General features: G+C 62.8%; 12 protein-coding genes. 5 read left to right on the top strand and 7 right to left on the bottom strand.

The window, feature by feature from the left end; all coding sequences use genetic code 11:
* Positions 1–49: 49 nt before the first annotated feature.
* Together LAD35_RS13880 and ppsR are read right to left on the bottom strand one after the other, a co-directional pair.
* Positions 50–502, bottom strand: coding sequence for a hypothetical protein (locus LAD35_RS13880; protein ID WP_224149621.1), 453 nt, complete (start codon positions 500–502; stop codon positions 50–52).
* A 128-nt stretch (positions 503–630) separates the two neighbouring features.
* Positions 631–1,443: a posphoenolpyruvate synthetase regulatory kinase/phosphorylase PpsR gene (ppsR, locus tag LAD35_RS13875; RefSeq protein ID WP_224149620.1), complete on the bottom strand. Its 813-nt coding sequence runs from the start codon at positions 1,441–1,443 to the stop codon at positions 631–633.
* 305 nt (positions 1,444–1,748) lie between these two features.
* On the opposite strand from ppsR, the gene ppsA reads away from it, so the two are divergent.
* Positions 1,749–4,142, top strand: a complete 2,394-nt coding sequence (ppsA, locus tag LAD35_RS13870; RefSeq protein ID WP_224149619.1) for a phosphoenolpyruvate synthase — start codon at positions 1,749–1,751, stop codon at positions 4,140–4,142.
* A 111-nt stretch (positions 4,143–4,253) separates the two neighbouring features.
* On the opposite strand, the gene LAD35_RS13865 is transcribed toward ppsA, so the two are convergent.
* Both LAD35_RS13865 and LAD35_RS13860 read right to left on the bottom strand, forming a co-directional pair.
* Complete coding sequence (locus LAD35_RS13865; RefSeq protein WP_224149618.1) at positions 4,254–5,606, bottom strand: heavy metal sensor histidine kinase; 1,353 nt, start codon at positions 5,604–5,606, stop codon at positions 4,254–4,256.
* Positions 5,603–6,292, bottom strand: coding sequence for a heavy metal response regulator transcription factor (locus tag LAD35_RS13860; RefSeq protein WP_224149617.1), 690 nt, complete (start codon positions 6,290–6,292; stop codon positions 5,603–5,605). The genes LAD35_RS13865 and LAD35_RS13860 overlap by 4 nt, the downstream gene beginning before the upstream one ends.
* A gap of 264 nt (positions 6,293–6,556) precedes the next feature.
* Between LAD35_RS13860 and LAD35_RS13855 the strand changes: the two genes are divergently transcribed.
* The 4 genes from LAD35_RS13855 to LAD35_RS13840 all read left to right on the top strand — a co-directional run bounded on the left by LAD35_RS13855 (position 6,557) and on the right by LAD35_RS13840 (position 13,025).
* Entirely contained in the window at positions 6,557–7,894 is a 1,338-nt protein-coding gene (locus LAD35_RS13855) for a TolC family protein (RefSeq protein ID WP_224149616.1), read from the top strand.
* A gap of 2 nt (positions 7,895–7,896) precedes the next feature.
* Positions 7,897–9,267, top strand: a complete 1,371-nt coding sequence (locus LAD35_RS13850) for an efflux RND transporter periplasmic adaptor subunit (protein ID WP_224149615.1) — start codon at positions 7,897–7,899, stop codon at positions 9,265–9,267.
* A 14-nt stretch (positions 9,268–9,281) separates the two neighbouring features.
* A complete protein-coding gene (locus LAD35_RS13845) occupies positions 9,282–12,440 on the top strand; it encodes a CusA/CzcA family heavy metal efflux RND transporter (RefSeq protein WP_224149614.1) in 3,159 nt (1,052 codons plus the stop codon).
* 240 nt (positions 12,441–12,680) lie between these two features.
* Positions 12,681–13,025 carry a DUF4148 domain-containing protein gene (locus tag LAD35_RS13840; RefSeq protein WP_224149613.1) on the top strand — a complete coding sequence of 115 codons (345 nt, stop codon included), beginning with the start codon at positions 12,681–12,683 and terminating at the stop codon, positions 13,023–13,025.
* 169 nt (positions 13,026–13,194) lie between these two features.
* On the opposite strand, the gene LAD35_RS13835 is transcribed toward LAD35_RS13840, so the two are convergent.
* The 3 genes from LAD35_RS13835 to LAD35_RS13825 form a co-directional block, all read right to left on the bottom strand.
* Positions 13,195–14,292 (bottom strand): hypothetical protein, encoded by a 1,098-nt coding sequence (locus tag LAD35_RS13835; RefSeq protein ID WP_224149612.1) that lies wholly within the window; start codon positions 14,290–14,292, stop codon positions 13,195–13,197.
* Positions 14,289–14,885 carry a sigma-70 family RNA polymerase sigma factor gene (locus tag LAD35_RS13830; RefSeq protein WP_224149611.1) on the bottom strand — a complete coding sequence of 199 codons (597 nt, stop codon included), beginning with the start codon at positions 14,883–14,885 and terminating at the stop codon, positions 14,289–14,291. The genes LAD35_RS13835 and LAD35_RS13830 overlap by 4 nt, the downstream gene beginning before the upstream one ends.
* 112 nt (positions 14,886–14,997) lie before the next feature.
* Positions 14,998–16,023, bottom strand: coding sequence for a hypothetical protein (locus LAD35_RS13825; RefSeq protein WP_224149610.1), 1,026 nt, complete (start codon positions 16,021–16,023; stop codon positions 14,998–15,000).
* Positions 16,024–16,027 lie beyond the last annotated feature (4 nt).

The raw sequence follows: 16,027 nt of genomic DNA, 5'->3' as shown, positions 1-16,027 counted from the left end.
TTGTTTTTATAGCAGTTGGCGCTTTACAGCCGTGCGCCAAGCCGCATTTTCATTCCAGGGGGCTGTCGTCTGCCGTGCAGGCGCGCTGGAGCGAGGTGGCTTCATAGTCCAGCGTTTGTTTCATCGCGCCACCCAGCAACTGGGCATTGATGTGCAGGCGAAAGTCTGCGCCTGTGTTCACCTGGTAGGCCTGGGCGGTCAGCATCTTGCCGCAGGCCACCGTCCATTCCTTGCGGTTCTTGCCCACCAGCTTGCTGTCCTTGATGCGGCACTGGCTGAAATGCTGCGACAGGATCATGTCGGGGTACAGAAAACCCTCCTTGTCCACCAGCTCCGGCCCGATACAGCGGTCTTTGGTGCGCGGTGGCTTGGCCGCCTTGTTGCCGACGGCGGATTTGGTTTCGGTGACGGAAAAGGCACCTGGCTGGGCGGCCTGCGCGGCCCCGCACAGCAGCAGGGCGCTGGCGCAGCAGCCGGCAAGGTGGAAACGCAATGAATGCATGATCGAGGGCTGTTTGACGTGTAAAGAATTTCATCCGTTATAGCAAGCCGGGCCTGGCATGGCGTATAGCCGGTGTAAAGCTGTGTGACGGAATGCGCGGGCCCCGGATGCGGCGATGGCCGCAGCGCTCAATCCTCGTCCTTGAGCTCCTGCAGCACCACCGCCGCAATCTCCTCAATGGATTTGTGTGTGGTGGACAGCCACTGGATGCCGGCGCGGCGCATCATCGATTCGGCTTCGGCCACTTCCATGCGGCAGTTCTGCAGGCTGGCGTACTTCGACTCGGGGCGGCGCTCGTTGCGGATCTGGCTGAGGCGCTCGGGGGCAATCGTGAGGCCGAAGATCTTCTTCTTGTACGGCAGCAGGGCGGGCGGGAGCTGCTGGCGGTCAAAATCTTCGGGGATCAGCGGGTAATTGGCCACTTTCAGGCCGAACTGCATGGCCAGGTACAGGCTGGTAGGGGTCTTGCCGCTGCGGCTCACGCCCACCAGGATCACATCTGCGCCAGCCAGGTCGTGGTTGGTCTGCCCGTCGTCGTGCGCCAGGCTGAAATTGATCGCCTCCATGCGCTCGAAATACTCCTTGCTTTCGCTGATGTCGGTGAACCGGCCGATGCGGTGGTGCGATTTGGCACCCAGCTCGTCTTCCAGCGGCTGCACAAAGGTGGAGAACATGTCCATCACCAGGCCTTTGCAGTGGTCGTGCACCACCTGCACGGTGTCCGGCTCAACCAGGGTGGTGAAGACGATGGGCTTCTTGCCTTCCTGCTCGGCGGTGTGGTTGATCTGGCGCACCGCCTGGTGGGCCTTGTCCACGGTGTCGACAAAGGGCAGGCGCACGGCGCGCGTGGTGATGTCGAACTGCTTCATGATGGCGCGGCCAAAGGTCTCGGCTGTCACGCCGGTGCCATCAGAGATAAAGAAAATCGTGCGTTGGTGCATAGCGACTGCGTGTTTTCAAGCGATAGGAAACTATTTTTGTAGCAGGCAGCGGCCCGTCTGCTGCGCCTTCGTCATTCTTGACCCTGGTGTTAACCAAGTCACAAGCAAAACGGCAGCGGCACGCCTACAATGACGCCCATTATTCACATTTCCCGCATGTACTCCGGCCTACCAGTACAAATACAAAGCCAGACGCCCGCGCCAGCCATGGCCCGGATGGAGTACCTGCGTGCGTGCCACCGCCTGATCTGCGGCCGTGGACGCCTCTGCCAGATATCACAGTTTTTAACTTCCGGAGCTCCATCATGTCCAACCTCTACAGCGCGACCGCCCTGGTCGTACCGTTTGAGAACCTGAGAATGACCGATGTCGAGGTCGTAGGCGGCAAGAACGCCTCGCTCGGCGAAATGATCTCGCAATTGCCGCAAGGCGTGCGCGTCCCCACCGGCTTTGCCACCACGGCCCACGCATTCCGCGAATTCCTGGCCTTTGAGGGCCTGGCTGGCAAGATCAGCGCCAAACTGGCGGCGCTGGATGTGGACGATGTGCGAGCCCTCGCGCAAGTGGGTGCGGAAATCCGCGCCATGGTCGAGAGCCAGCCTTTCCCTGCCGACCTGGAAAAAGCCATCCGCGAAGCCTTTGTGACCCTGCAGGCGGGCAATGACCAGGCATCGTTTGCCGTGCGCTCGTCGGCCACGGCAGAAGACCTGCCCGACGCATCGTTTGCTGGCCAGCAGGAAACCTTCCTCAACGTGGTGGGCATCGACGATGTGCTGCACAAGATGAAGGAAGTGTTCGCGTCGCTGTACAACGACCGCGCCATCAGCTACCGCGTGCACAAGGGCTTTGCCCACGATGTGGTGGCGCTGTCCGCCGGTGTGCAGCGCATGGTGCGTTCGGACAAGGGCGCCGCAGGCGTCATGTTCACCATCGATACCGAATCGGGCTTTGACCAGGTGGTTTTCATCACCTCCAGCTACGGCCTGGGCGAAACCGTGGTGCAGGGCGCCGTCAATCCTGACGAGTTCTACGTGCACAAACCCATGCTGCAGGCAGGCAAGCAGGCGCTCATCCGCCGCAACCTGGGCAGCAAGCTGATCCAGATGGTTTTTGCTACGCCGGAGGAGAAGGCTGCTTCGGGCAAGCTGGTCAAGACCACCGATGTGCCAGCCGAGCTGCGCAACCGTTACTCGCTCACCGATGCCGAAGTGCAGGAGCTGGCACATTACGCGCTGGTGATCGAGAAGCACTATGCCCGCCCAATGGACATCGAGTGGGGCAAGGACGGCACCGACGGCAAGCTCTACATCCTGCAGGCCCGCCCCGAAACGGTGAAGAGCCAGTCCAAGGGCCAGGCCGAGCAGCGCTACAAGCTCAAAGGCAGCGGCACCGTGCTGGCCGAAGGTCGCGCCATTGGCCAGAAGATCGGCACCGGCCCCGTGCGCCTGGTGTCCGACATCTCGCAGATGGACCAGGTGCAGGCCGGCGATGTGCTGGTGACCGACATGACCGACCCCAACTGGGAGCCGGTGATGAAGAAGGCGGCGGCCATCGTCACCAACCGTGGCGGCCGCACCTGCCACGCGGCCATCATTGCGCGCGAGCTGGGCATTCCTGCCGTGGTGGGTTGCGGCAACGCCACCGAGTTGCTCAAGGACGGAACCCTGGTGACCGTCAGCTGCGCCGAAGGCGACACCGGCAAGATCTACGACGGCTTGCTCGAAACTGAGGTGACCGAGGTCAAGCGGGGTGAAATGCCGCCCATCAAGACCAAGATCATGATGAACGTGGGCAACCCCCAGCTGGCGTTTGATTTTGCCCAGTTGCCCAATGACGGTGTGGGCCTGGCCCGTCTGGAATTCATCATCAACAACAATATCGGCGTGCATCCCAAGGCGATCCTGGACTACCCAGCGGTCGATGCCGATCTGAAGAAAGCGGTTGAATCGGTGGCGCGCGGCCATGCATCGCCCCGCGCCTTCTACGTGGACAAGATCACCGAAGGCGTGGCCACCATTGCTGCAGCGTTCTATCCCAAGCCTGTCATCGTGCGCATGTCCGATTTCAAGTCGAACGAGTACCGCAAGCTGATCGGCGGCAGCCGCTACGAGCCCGATGAAGAAAACCCGATGCTGGGCTTCCGTGGCGCTGCGCGCTACATCTCGAAGGACTTCGGCGAAGCCTTCAAGATGGAATGCGAAGCATTGAAGCGCGTGCGCAACGATATGGGCTTGACCAATGTGAAGATCATGATCCCGTTCGTGCGTACGCTCCAGCAGGCACAGCGCGTGACCGAGCTGCTGGCCGCCAATGGCCTGCAGCGCGGCGACAACGGGCTGGAGCTGATCATGATGTGCGAAGTGCCGTCCAACGCCATCCTGGCAGATGAGTTCCTCGAATATTTCGACGGTTTCTCCATCGGATCGAACGACCTGACCCAGCTGACGCTGGGCCTGGACCGCGACTCTGGCCTGGAGCTGCTGGCTGCCGATTTTGACGAGCGTGACCCTGCAGTCAAGAAGATGCTGGAGCGTGCCATCAGTGCCTGCCGTGCGCAGAACAAGTACGTTGGCATCTGCGGCCAGGGCCCATCGGACCACCCCGACTTTGCCCAGTGGCTGGCGGATCAGGGCATTGCCTCGATCTCGCTCAACCCCGACAGCGTGATCGACACCTGGCAGCGCCTGGCTGCCAAGTAAGCGGCCCGGCCCTGCGCCGTTCACATCGCAAGAGCGAAAGATCGAAAGCCAGTCAGTTGCCTGACTGGCTTTTTTGTTGCCGCTTGCGGGGCTGAGTTTGCAAAAGTATTGCTAGCTGGCAGGAAGAATGATGCCAATCCGCGTGCCGCTGGTATCGGACTCGGCAAACACCGAGCCGCCATGCATCTTGGCAATCGCCTGAACAATGGCCAACCCCAGGCCATGGTTGTGGTCGGCATTGTGGCGTGATGAATCTGCGCGGTAAAAGCGCTCGAACAGATGACGCAGGTGTGTGGCCTCGATACCCGCGCCTTCATTGCATACGGTGATCACTGCCTCCTGGTGGTCGGCTTGCTGCCGGTTGCGAAGCTGTATCACGACCGCCGAGCCTGTGCGGGCATAGCGCGTTGCGTTGCTGAGCAGGTTGGAGAGGGCGCGGCGTATCAAGGGCGCATCAATGGGTGCGCTTGCATCTCCATCGATTTCGATTCGCAGATTGGCATCCAGCGCCACCGCTTCGTAGAAATCGGCCACTTCCGAAGCAACGGGCGCCAGGCGTGCGCTTTTCTTCTCCCGCGCACCAGCGCCCCGGTCGGCTCTGGAGAGAAAAAGCATGTCTCCCACAATGCTGGCGATGCGGCGCAGGTCTTCCAGGTTCGACTCCAGCACTTCCCGCATCTCTTCCACGGGGCGGGGCTTGCGCAGTACCACTTCCGAGCTGCTGATCAAGGTGGCAAGCGGGGTGTTCAGCTCGTGCGCCACATCGGCGTTGAAGGATTCGAGCTGGCGGTAGGCATCGGCCAGCCGGTCCAGCAAGGCGTTGAACTGTGTCACCAGCGGATGGAGCTCCTGCGGCAAGGCGCTGCCATCCAGGCGCTTTTCAAAATCCTTGGCAGTGATGTCGCCAATCTGAGCAACGAGTGCCTTGATCGGCCGCAGGCTCTTTCTCACCAGCAGTCTGCCGAACAGGGACAGGATGAGCGAGCCTGCCACCATGGAGGCGAGGAGCGTCCAGGCCAGTGACCGGAGCAGCGCGTCATCGGGCCGCCGATCCATCACCAGAGTGGCATTTGCGCTCAGCAGTTGCTCGGATTGTTCTGAATAGAAGGACACCCTGAATGAGCGCTCGATCGAGTGGTGCGCAGGAAAGGATGCAGTGCGGCTGTCGAACAGGGTGTTTCCGGCATCGTCCTTGATGTAGACCGCATAGTCTCCGTGGCCTGCCAGAAAATCCATCAGCATGTGCTGCAGCGACTTGGTTCTGTGCTCTTTCAGATCGTCTGCAAGCACATGGGTGAGCGAGGCCTGCTTTTGGTCCAGCATTTCCTGCTGCCGCACGGACAGCGTATGGTCAAAGACCAGATAGACCGCCAGGCTCACAGCCCCCAGCCCGAGCATGGTAAGTATGGCCAGCCAGCGGAAAAGGTATTTCCCGAGGTGGGGAACAGGGGCGGCAGTGTTCATCCGACGGCCCTGGCCTCCAGTACATAGCCCATGCCGCGCACGGTCTGGATCAGTGGGGTGCCAAACGGATGGTCTACCTTCATGCGCAAGCGACGCACCGCGACCTCCACCACATTGGTTTCGCTGTCGAAGTTCATGTCCCACACCTGCGATGCCAGCTCCGTGCGTGAGAGCACTTCGCCCTTGCGGCGAAGCAGCAGCGCCAGCAGGTTGAATTCCTTGGCCGTGAGGTCCAGCCGGGTGCCAGCGCGCGTGGCCTTGCGGCGGATCAGATCCAGTTCCAGATCGCCTTCACTGAGGATGGTGGGCTCCGGTGACTGCTGGTGCATGCAGGTTCTGCGCAGCAGTACCTGAATGCGTGCCACCAGCTCGGAAAACGCAAAGGGCTTGACCATATAGTCGTCGGCGCCGCTTTGCAGGCCCCGCACCCGGTCTTCCACATCGGAGCGGGCGGTGAGCATCAGAACCGGGGTGGCTTTCGACTGCCGCAGCGCGGCGAGCACGGCAAACCCGTCAATACCGGGCAGCATGCCGTCCAGAACGATGAGGTCGTATTCCAGCTCCATCGCCATGTGGAGGCCATCCACACCATTGATTGCGGTATCGACCGTATAGCCTTCCTCGGAGAGGCCCTTGCGCAGGTACTCTCCCAGCTTCGCTTCGTCTTCAATCAAAAGCAATCTCATGCAGCAGATTGTCTGGCATTTGAAACAGAAATGCAGATTACAAATTTGTAATCTGCCTGACGGCTTCGTGTCGCCGTCGAATTCATAGAGTGCCTGCAAGCGCGCATTGACCCTCGTCGACGTAGTGCACGTCACAGTGCGCCCGTCTGGGATTGCATGGCGAATGCATGAGACCGTCTGGGCGTCCGAGCGGCACTTTGGTGCAGGCAGGACGCGCAAGTGCAGGGCGTGTGTGCGCGAACTTCGATTTCTGGAGAAGCTCACATGGCGACCCCGCTCTATGGCCGGCTCATAGGCCCAATGCATATCAAAACGCTCTCGCTTGCCGTCCTGGTAGCGGCAGCCTTCGTTCATCCCGCGCAAGCTGCATCTGGCTGGGCCTCTCCGCCAGAGGCGCCTGCACGCGCTTCCGGGGCGGCTGTCGTGGCCCGGGCAGAAACCACGCTCTCTGCAGCCTGGGGCAAGGCACTGGCTGCCAACCCTGGACTGCAGGCCGCACGCCATGGCGCAGAAGCCAGCAGTGGCGCTGTATTGCAAAGCCAGGCACGGCCCAACCCCGAACTGGCCTACAGCCAGGAAGACACCCGCTCGTCGTCGCGTTCGAGCACGGTGCAGTTGAACCAGCTGGTCGAGCTGGGCGGCAAGCGCGAGGCGCGCATCCAGGTAGCCGAGCGGGAAAGGGATGTTGCCAACAGCGCCGTATTGGAGGCCAAGGTGGCGCTGAGGTTTCAGCTGGTGAGCCAGTTCAATGAGTTGCTGCTGGCCCAGCAGCGGGTGGATTACGCTGCCAAAACGCATGCGCTGGCGCAGCAATCGGCAGACGCTGCAGCCCGGCGTGTGGAGGCAGGCAAGGTGCCTCCGCTGGAAGCCAGCCGTGCGCAGGTGGCGCAGGCCAATGCGCTGCTGGAGCTGAACCAGGCGCGCTCCAATGTGCTGGTGGCGCAGCAGAATCTGGCCGCGCTGTGGGGTGGGCAGGCCCGGGAGGTGGGCGTGGCGACGGGCGATTTTTCCGCGGTTGCCGAGCCACCCAACTTTGATGACATCGACGCGCTTTTGAACAGCGCCCCCGGCATTGCAACGGCCCGCCTCGCGCTGGAGCAGAGCCGCGCAGCATCCAACCTGGAGCGCAGCAAGCGTGTGCAGGATCTGACTGTCAGCCTGGGGGTCAAGCGGGCCAAAGAAGTGGGACGCAACCAGATCGTGTTCGGCGTCAGCATTCCACTGCCATTGTTCGACAGCAACGAGGGTAACCAGCTGCAGGCCTTGCGCAAGGTGGACCAGGCGGAACAACACCTGCAGGACGTGCGGCTGCAGATACAGACCCAGGTGTTTGCGGCGCGCCAGCAATTGCTCAGCAGCAACAGCCAGGTTCAGCTGCTGCGCAGCCAGGTGGTGCCGACGGCGCAGTCGGCGTACGAGCTGGCGGTGCGCGGCTTCAGCCTGGGCAAGTTCAGCTTTCTGGACGCCCTGGATGCGCAGCGCACCCTGTTCGACAGCCAGCGCCAATTGCTGGAGCAGCTCAGCGCCTCCCACAAGGCACGCGCGGAAATCGACCGTCTTCTGGGTTCTCCCACCGTGGATCTTGCAGTCACTGGAATCTGAATATGTCCGAAAAAACCAAATTCGACGCCTCTCTCTCGTCCTCCAGGCAATGGATAGCGGTTGCCGCAATCCTTGCCACCGGCATGGTGGGGGGCGCACTCATTCTGCGGCCGGCAGCAAAATCTTCTCCGGCGCAGACGCAGGAGGCAGGGCACGCCGAATCCCACGCACATGGCGATGGTGAACACCACGGGGAGCGGCCCGCTGCCGAAAACGCCCACCAGGATGCGGACCAGCACCAGGATGGCGAGCACCATGAAGGAGGCGCGAAAAAGGCCACGCAGGCGGTCAACGCCCAGCCGGAAGAAGCGGGCCATGGTGAAAAGGAGGAGGAAGGGCATGTCAAGCTCAGCGCCGTGCAGGCCAAGGCGGCAGGCATTGTGGTGGCGCAGGCGGATGCGGCATCCATCCGCAAGGAGATGGTGCTGTCGGGCGAAATCCGCTTTGACGAGGACCGCACCGCGCACGTGGTGCCCCGGGTGCCGGGCGTGGTGGCGTCGGTGCATGCGCAACTGGGCGAGCGGGTAGCCAAGGGGCAGTTGCTGGCGGTAGTGCAGAGCGCGGCGGTTTCGGACCAGCGCAGCGAGCTGCAGACCGCACAAAAGCGCCTGTCGCTGGCGCGAACGACCTACGACCGCGAGAAAAAGCTGTGGGAGGAGCGCATCTCTGCCGAGCAGGATTACCAGCAGGCCAGAGCATCCTTGCAGGAAGCCGAGATCGCCGTGGCCAATGCCTCCCAGAAACTGTCTTCCATCGGTGCTGGCGCAGGTGGCAGCGGTGCTGGCGGTTTCAGCCGCTATGAACTGAGGGCGCCGCTCGCCGGTGTGGTGGTCGAGAAGCACCTCACGGTCGGAGAGTCGGTGGCGGAGAACACCGCCTCCTTCACCATCTCGGACATGAGTTCGGTGTGGGCCGAGATGAATGTCTCTGCACCGCAACTGCCTTTTGTGCGCGTGGGCTCGCCCGTCACGGTGCGTGCGACGGCATTCGACTCCAGTGCTGAGGGGCGCGTGGCCTATGTGGGCGCGTTGATCGGCGAGCAGACGCGTACCGCTCCCGCTCGCATTGCGCTTGCCAATCCGCAAGGTGTGTGGCGCCCTGGTCTCTTTGTCGATGTGAAGGTGCTGGCGGAAGAATCGCAGGTACCCGTTGCGGTGGATGCCAAGGCGATCCAGCAGCCCGATGGCAAGGAAAGCGTGGTGTTTGTACCCACCGATGACGGCTACAAGGCGCAGGTGGTGCAGGTGGGGCGCTCGGATGGTCGCCTTGTCGAAATCAAATCAGGGCTGAAAGCCGGGCAGGCGTATGTCAGGGACGGCAGCTTCATGCTGAAGGCAGAGATGGGCAAGGCCTCTGCCGAGCACGCGCACTGAACGGGGGAGAGCACATGTTTGAGCGCATCATCCGCTTTGCCATCGAGCAGCGCTGGCTGGTTCTCGTAGCCGCTGCAGCCATGGCCGTTCTCGGCGTTTTCAACTACCAGAAGCTGTCGATTGACGCAGTGCCTGACATCACGAATGTGCAGGTACAGATCAACACCCAGGCGCCCGGCTATTCTCCGCTGGAGACCGAGCAGCGCATCACCTACCCGATAGAGACTGTGATGGCGGGCCTGCCGCAGCTGGAGCAGACCCGCTCACTGTCGCGTTATGGATTGTCCCAGGTCACCGTCATCTTCAAGGACGGTACCGACATCTATTTCGCCCGGCAACTGGTCAATGAACGCATCCAGGAGGCCAAGGAGAAGCTGCCGGCCAACATTTCTCCCAGCCTGGGGCCCATCTCCACAGGCCTGGGCGAGATTTACCTGTGGACCGTGGAAGCCGAAGAGGGTGCAAAGAAGGCGGACGGCACGCCCTATACCCCCATGGACCTGCGCGAGATACAGGACTGGGTCATCAAGCCGCAGCTGAGAAACGTGCCTGGCGTTACCGAAATCAATTCCATTGGCGGGTTCTCGAAAGAGTACCTGGTGGCCCCTTCACCGGAAAAGCTGGGGTCCTACGGCATCTCCATGGACCGGATCGTGGCGGCGCTGCAGAACAACAATACCAATGTCGGCGCGGGCTACATCGAGCGGCAGGGTGAGCAGTACCTGATCCGCGCCCCTGGCCAGGCCAAGGGAATCGATGATCTCAAGGAGATCATCGTCGGCACGGCGCAAGGCCAGGCCATACGCATCCGCGATCTGGCCGATGTGGAACTGGGGCGCGAGCTGCGCACCGGGGCTGCCACGGACAATGGGCGCGAGGTGGTGCTCGGCACGGTTTTCATGCTGATTGGCGAGAACAGCCGCGTGGTCTCCAAGGCGGTGGACGAGCGGATGCAGTCGATCCGCAAGAGCCTTCCCGAAGGCGTGAAGATTGTCACGGTCTACGACCGCACCACCCTGGTGGAAAAGGCCATCGCCACGGTCAAGAAGAACCTGCTGGAAGGCGCTGCCCTGGTGGTGGTGATCCTGTTCCTCTTTCTGGGCAACATACGCGCGGCTCTGATCACGGCGCTCATCATTCCGCTGTCCATGCTCTTTACCTTCACCGGCATGGTGCACTACCGCATCAGCGCGAACCTGATGAGCCTGGGCGCGCTGGATTTCGGCATCATCATTGACGGGGCGGTGGTCATCGTGGAGAACTGCGTGCGGCGTCTCGCGCATGCCCAGGAGCACAAGGGGCGGCTGCTGACGCGCAACGAGCGCTTTCAGGAGGTGTTTGCAGCCGCCAAGGAATCGCGTCGGCCGCTGCTGTTTGGTCAGCTCATCATCATGGTGGTGTACCTGCCGATCTTTGCGCTGACCGGGGTGGAGGGCAAGATGTTCCACCCCATGGCGCTGACGGTGGTGCTGGCGCTGGCCGGTGCCATGGTGCTCTCCATCACCTTCATCCCCGCTGCCATTGCCCTCTTTATCGGAGCGCGGGTGGCGGAGAAGGAGAACCGCCTGATGTCGTGGGCGCGCAGTGCCTATGAGCCGCTGCTGCGGGGCGTAATGCGCATGCCCATCGTCGTCATTGCCGGTGCCGTGGTGGCGGTGGTGCTGAGCCTGGTGCTGGCGTCTCGCATGGGCAGCGAATTTGCGCCCAACCTCAACGAAGGGGATTTTGCGGTGCAGGCGCTGCGCGTGCCGGGAACGAGCTTGACCCAGTCGCTCGACATGCAGATGCAGCTGGAGCGCACGCTCAAGGAGAAATTTCCGGAGATCGACCGCGTCTTTGCACGCACCGGTACGGCCGAGATTGCGGCCGACCCCATGCCGCCCAATATTTCGGACGGCTACATCATGCTCACACCAAAAGCACAGTGGCCCGATCCCAACCGCAGCAGGGATGATCTGCTGGCTGCGGTTCAGGAAGCGGTGGAAGAGATTCCCGGCAGCAACTACGAGTTTTCGCAACCCATTCAACTGCGGTTCAACGAGCTGATCTCGGGCGTGCGCAGCGATGTCGCCGTGAAGATCTTTGGCGATGACATGCAGGTATTGGAGCGCACCGCGCAGAGCATTGCTGCCATGCTGCAGAAAGTGCCGGGCTCGTCGGAAGTCAAGGTGGAGCAGACCACCGGCCTGCCCATGCTGACCGTGCAGGTGGACCGCGAGAAGGCATCGCGCTATGGACTGAACCTGGGCGATGTGCAGCAAACCATTGCCACGGCCATTGGTGGCCAGGAGGCGGGCACGATCTTCGAAGGCGACCGGCGTTTCGATATCCAGGTTCGCTTGCCGGAATCCATTCGCAATGATCTGGCGGCTCTGGAGCGTCTTCCCATTGCACTGCCGCAACAGGCAGGTGGCCGGCAGGCTTTCCTGCCGCTGTCTTCGGTGGCCTCCTTCAACCTGTCTCCGGGTCCCAACCAGGTCAGCCGTGAAGACGGCAAGCGGCGCATCGTGGTCAGTGCCAACGTGCGGGGAAGGGACATCGGCTCGTTCGTCGCCCAGGCGCAGCGCGAGCTGGATGCGATTGCCTTGCCTGCGGGTTACTGGACGCGGTGGGGCGGCACCTTCGAGAACATGCAGTCGGCTCAGCAGCGCCTGCAGATCGTGGTGCCCGTTGCATTGCTCCTGGTCTTCACCCTGCTGTTTGCCATGTTTGGCAACGTGAGAGACGGGTTGGTCGTCTTCACCGGCATTCCTTTTGCGCTGACGGGCGGAATACTGGCGCTGTGGCTGAGAGACATTCCGCTGTCAATCTCTGCGGCCATCGGGTTCATCGCGCTGTCGGGGGTGGCCGTGCTCAATGGCCTGGTGATGATCTCGTCGATCCGCGCCCTGCGCGAGACAGGGCTGGGCGTTCCGCAGGCCGTGCACAGCGGCGCGCTCTCTCGCCTGCGCCCTGTGCTGATGACGGCGCTGGTGGCATCGCTGGGGTTCGTGCCGATGGCGATTGCCACCGGCACAGGGGCGGAGGTCCAGCGCCCGCTTGCCACCGTGGTGATCGGCGGGATACTCTCATCAACGATATTGACTTTGCTGGTGTTGCCACTGCTGTACCGCATGGTGCACAAGAGTGACCCGTCGGAAGACGAATTGAAGGAGCAAGAACCGGTGGCCTGATGGCACCATGAAAAACGCCATGCCCAACCCGGCATGGCGTTTTTTATTCTGCATCGGAAGGGGCGCAGGGTTTACCGGGAAAGTGCTGGCTGCTATGGTTTGTATATTCTTTTTGTAACACGCAGGTGGCGAGAATGTCATCTTCCGGTGGGCAATCCGTCAGGGTGTTTTTTTCAGAATGGAGTCATCTCGAATGCACTCGCTTCGAGGTGTTTACAAACCTTTGAAAGGCACTTCCTCATGCGAAAGAACCGTACTTCCCTGATCGCCGCCGTGTCTGTTTTTGCCGCAGCGCTGCTGGCAGGCAATGCAGCTTTTGCGAACAGCTACATCCACCAGACCACCACGGAAAAGGGCTATGTCACCTATCCCGAGCATTTCAAGAGCGAAAGAACCCGGGCTGAAGTGCAGGCCGAAGCGGCTGCGTTTGTGAAGCAGGGCGGCTCCGACGCGTTCCGTGGCGGCAACTTCCCGCCGCGTGACACCAGCGTGGCCTCCGGCAAGACCCGTGAGCAGGTCGTGAACGAGTTCCGCTCGCAGACTCCGCAGGAGCGCAAGGCGCTGGAAGCCCTTTACAGGGGTTGATTCCCGGGAGGCAGAACACGCCTCCGGCATGCAAGCCCTGCCTCTGTTGATGGTGCGCAGGTTGCTGAAGACTCCATGCATTGCGCATGGGAAGCCGCCCTGGCTTTGAGACCAGGGCGGCTTTTTCCGTTGGCTACCCCGTGTTGGCGTAGGCTGCACCGCATAGGGGCTAGCGGCTGTCCAGAGGCTCGATCTGCGGCGTTGCTGGGTTCTGCAGCGGCTTGCAAACCGGCGCAGGATCGGGCAAGGGCTTGCCCGCAGCCTGGGCGTCTTCGCGGGCTTTGATACGGCGCGCTTGTTCGGCCTGTGCTGCGGCGGACATGGTTGGGTTGCAGTAGGGCAACGGTTTGGCTTTGCCATTGGCAGCGCGGTGTTCCGCAGTAGCCGGGGGCGCAGCTTCTGCCATGCGCTTGGTTGCCGCCGTGTCGGCGTTCATGCTGGCATCTGCACTTGCACTGCTGGAGGATTCTGCCTCTTTCACCCGGGCGCGGCGTTCCAGCTGTGGAGGTGGGGCCATCGCCACAGGAGCTGCCGGGGCGGGCATGGCGGCTGAAGGGGGCGCGGGCGTCGCTGAAGCTGTGGCAGCGTGTCTGTCAGCCATGGCAGGGGAGCGCTCAGGGGCATGCTGCTGCACCTTGCCTGCGGAGGCTGCAGCCCCAACACCACCGTCACTACCTCCGCCAGCAGAAGCTGCCACAGATGGGGTGCTTGCAGCCGGAGGCGCTACACGTTCCATCGATTTTGCTTCTGATTTGGCAGCTGACGGCGCGCTTGGAGTGGGCGCTGTTGGCGCTTTTTCTTCCAGACTGGCACTTGCCGAACTGCTTGCCATGGTGTCGTTGGCCATGGGCTGAGTTGCCGGGGATGGTGAAGCCGTGGGAGCGGATTCGCCCAAAGAAGCCGGTGCGGGGCTGTCGAGCTGTGGCGCGCCGGGCTCGTCCAAATGATGCAGGGTGAGCCAGCCCACCAGGCCGATGGCGGCCAGACTGCCAAGCGCATGGCGCAGCCAGCGGCGGTCATTGGCGGGCTCTCCTCCAAAATTGGTGCCTGCGTCTGGTGCGGGCATGAGAGCAGGTGGCACGTCGCTGGCGGCGCGCAGGGCGGCCTGCTCGCGGGCATAGGCCAGCACGCGGGCACTGGCCTCGGGGCTGGGGCCGCGTGGGCTGCCGTCTTCCGCGCTGGCTGCATGGTAGCGCTGCACCAGATCATCCGGTGGCGTGCCGGGCGCTGGCACGGCTGCGTTGTGGGGCGTGGTGCGGTCGGTCATGCGGGCACCTTTTGCGGTTCTTCGTCGCCCGCGCTCAGGGCCTGGCGCAGCTTGGCGCGTGCGTAGCGCAGGCGGCTCTTGGCGGTCTCCTGGGTCACACGGGTGGCGGCGGCAATATCGGCCACAGCCATGTCGGCCTCGGCTTGCAGCAGAAAGGCTTCGCGCTGCTCGGGCGGCAATTGGGACAGGGCGTGGAGCAGGGCGCGGGCGATGTCCTTGCGGCCTTGCAGTCGCTCGGGATCAAAGCCGGAATTGGCAAACAGGGTCTCGGCAAGTGCCATGCCTTCGCTGGTTTCCTCATCGAGGCTGGCATGGGGTTTGTGGCGGCGCCAGTGGTCTACCAGCTTGTGGTGTGCAAGGGTGAATGCCCAGGTGCTGAACTTGGCGCTGGGCTCGTAGCCGGGCGCGGCATCCACCACGGCGAACCAGGTGTCCTGGGCCAGGTCATCGGCGAGGGCTGCATTGCCGGTGTTGCGGAAAAAATAGCGCCACAGGCGCTGGCTGTGGCGGGCGTAGAGGGGCTCAAACGCGGCGGCATGGCCGCGGGCGTAGGCCAGCATCAGCGCTTCGTCGGGTTGTTGTTCGTCCACCATCGGGCCCATTATGCAAAGCCGGATGCGCAGTGCGAGCCGATGTGGAGAAAATCGCACAGCAACCCATGCCCAGGCTGGTGCGTGCCAGGGCGGGGCGCATGGCTGCCCACAATCAATAGCGAGGTGGGTCGGGCACATAGCTGCGCTCGGCATCGGCGGGAAAGGCATCGGGGCGGCGTTCAGGCGCAGGGCGAGGCTCGCGGATCACGCCTTTGGCCACCAGGTTGGCGTAGCTGTCGTAGCGAATCCGGACGATCTGCTCGGGCCGTTGCGTGGCGCTGTCGAAATCCACCGTGCGGGTGTGCGAGGTTTCCAGTGCGCCGTGGCCGGTGCCAAGGCTTGGTGAGCGTGGCTCGGCGTTGGCGGTGGCTGAAGGCGCGCGCTTGGCGGCTCTCTCTGCAGACGAGGGTGCGGGAGAGGTCTCGGCTGCGCTTTCTGCGGCAGGTGAAGAGGGCGGCGGCACGGCGGTGGGAGAGGCCTGCGGTGCGGATGGCGGCACAGGCAGCGGTGCCGTGGCCGCAGCATCGGCGGTGGATTTTTCCGATTCATTCAGGCGGGCTGGCGCACGTTCTTCAGTCACGGGGTTGCGGCGCGCAATCGGTGGCGGGCGCACCGGTTCGGGCACGCGCTCGCGGAACAGGGCGACGCCGATCACGCCTACGTCCAGAGGGCGGCCTGTGCGGCTGGCGTATGACGCCTCGCTTTCCGAAAAGTAGAAGGCCGCAACCTGGGACTGGCTTTTGCGCCAGCCGGTGATGGCCCAGTTTTGCCAGGGGTTGAGGACGTAGCCATCATCCGGTGCGCTCGATGCCGTCTTGCCGTCGAGCGCATTGACGCCATCGACGCTGATGATCGCCAGAATGCGGCTGCCAGTACGATTGGTGATATCAACGGCATAGCTGGCGCCAGGGCGGCCCGCCACCCAGTATTCGCCCTGGTGCTGGTACAGCCGCAGGGGCTGGCCCGTCGTGCGGTCCACCAGCTTGATATCGGCCAGCCTGCCGCGCGGCGTGGATGGGCTTGCATAGGCGGTGGCCATGCCTGCTGCCAGCAGGCAAGGGGTGAGCAAGGCCGAGAAAAGTGGTGACCAACGAACCCAGCGAGAATGGGCCGAGCGAGAAGGGGCGGTGGTAGGCATGGTG

It is taken from the genome of Comamonas odontotermitis, assembly GCF_020080045.1.
Taxonomy (GTDB): Bacteria; Pseudomonadota; Gammaproteobacteria; order Burkholderiales; family Burkholderiaceae_C; genus Comamonas; species Comamonas odontotermitis.
The sequence above is the reverse complement of the archived record's forward strand: the minus strand, read 5'-3'. Positions and strand labels throughout refer to the sequence as shown.

Excerpts from the sequence above, each read along its gene's own strand:
- LAD35_RS13880 (WP_224149621.1), bottom strand. The coding sequence starts at position 502 with ATGCATTCATTGCGTTTCCACCTTGCCGGCTGCTGCGCCAGCGCCCTG.
- ppsR (WP_224149620.1), bottom strand. The coding sequence starts at position 1,443 with ATGCACCAACGCACGATTTTCTTTATCTCTGATGGCACCGGCGTGACA.
- ppsA (WP_224149619.1), top strand. The coding sequence starts at position 1,749 with ATGTCCAACCTCTACAGCGCGACCGCCCTGGTCGTACCGTTTGAGAAC.
- LAD35_RS13865 (WP_224149618.1), bottom strand. The coding sequence starts at position 5,606 with ATGAACACTGCCGCCCCTGTTCCCCACCTCGGGAAATACCTTTTCCGC.
- LAD35_RS13860 (WP_224149617.1), bottom strand. The coding sequence starts at position 6,292 with ATGAGATTGCTTTTGATTGAAGACGAAGCGAAGCTGGGAGAGTACCTG.
- LAD35_RS13855 (WP_224149616.1), top strand. The coding sequence starts at position 6,557 with ATGGCGACCCCGCTCTATGGCCGGCTCATAGGCCCAATGCATATCAAA.
- LAD35_RS13850 (WP_224149615.1), top strand. The coding sequence starts at position 7,897 with ATGTCCGAAAAAACCAAATTCGACGCCTCTCTCTCGTCCTCCAGGCAA.
- LAD35_RS13845 (WP_224149614.1), top strand. The coding sequence starts at position 9,282 with ATGTTTGAGCGCATCATCCGCTTTGCCATCGAGCAGCGCTGGCTGGTT.
- LAD35_RS13840 (WP_224149613.1), top strand. The coding sequence starts at position 12,681 with ATGCGAAAGAACCGTACTTCCCTGATCGCCGCCGTGTCTGTTTTTGCC.
- LAD35_RS13835 (WP_224149612.1), bottom strand. The coding sequence starts at position 14,292 with ATGACCGACCGCACCACGCCCCACAACGCAGCCGTGCCAGCGCCCGGC.
- LAD35_RS13830 (WP_224149611.1), bottom strand. The coding sequence starts at position 14,885 with ATGGTGGACGAACAACAACCCGACGAAGCGCTGATGCTGGCCTACGCC.
- LAD35_RS13825 (WP_224149610.1), bottom strand. The coding sequence starts at position 16,023 with ATGCCTACCACCGCCCCTTCTCGCTCGGCCCATTCTCGCTGGGTTCGT.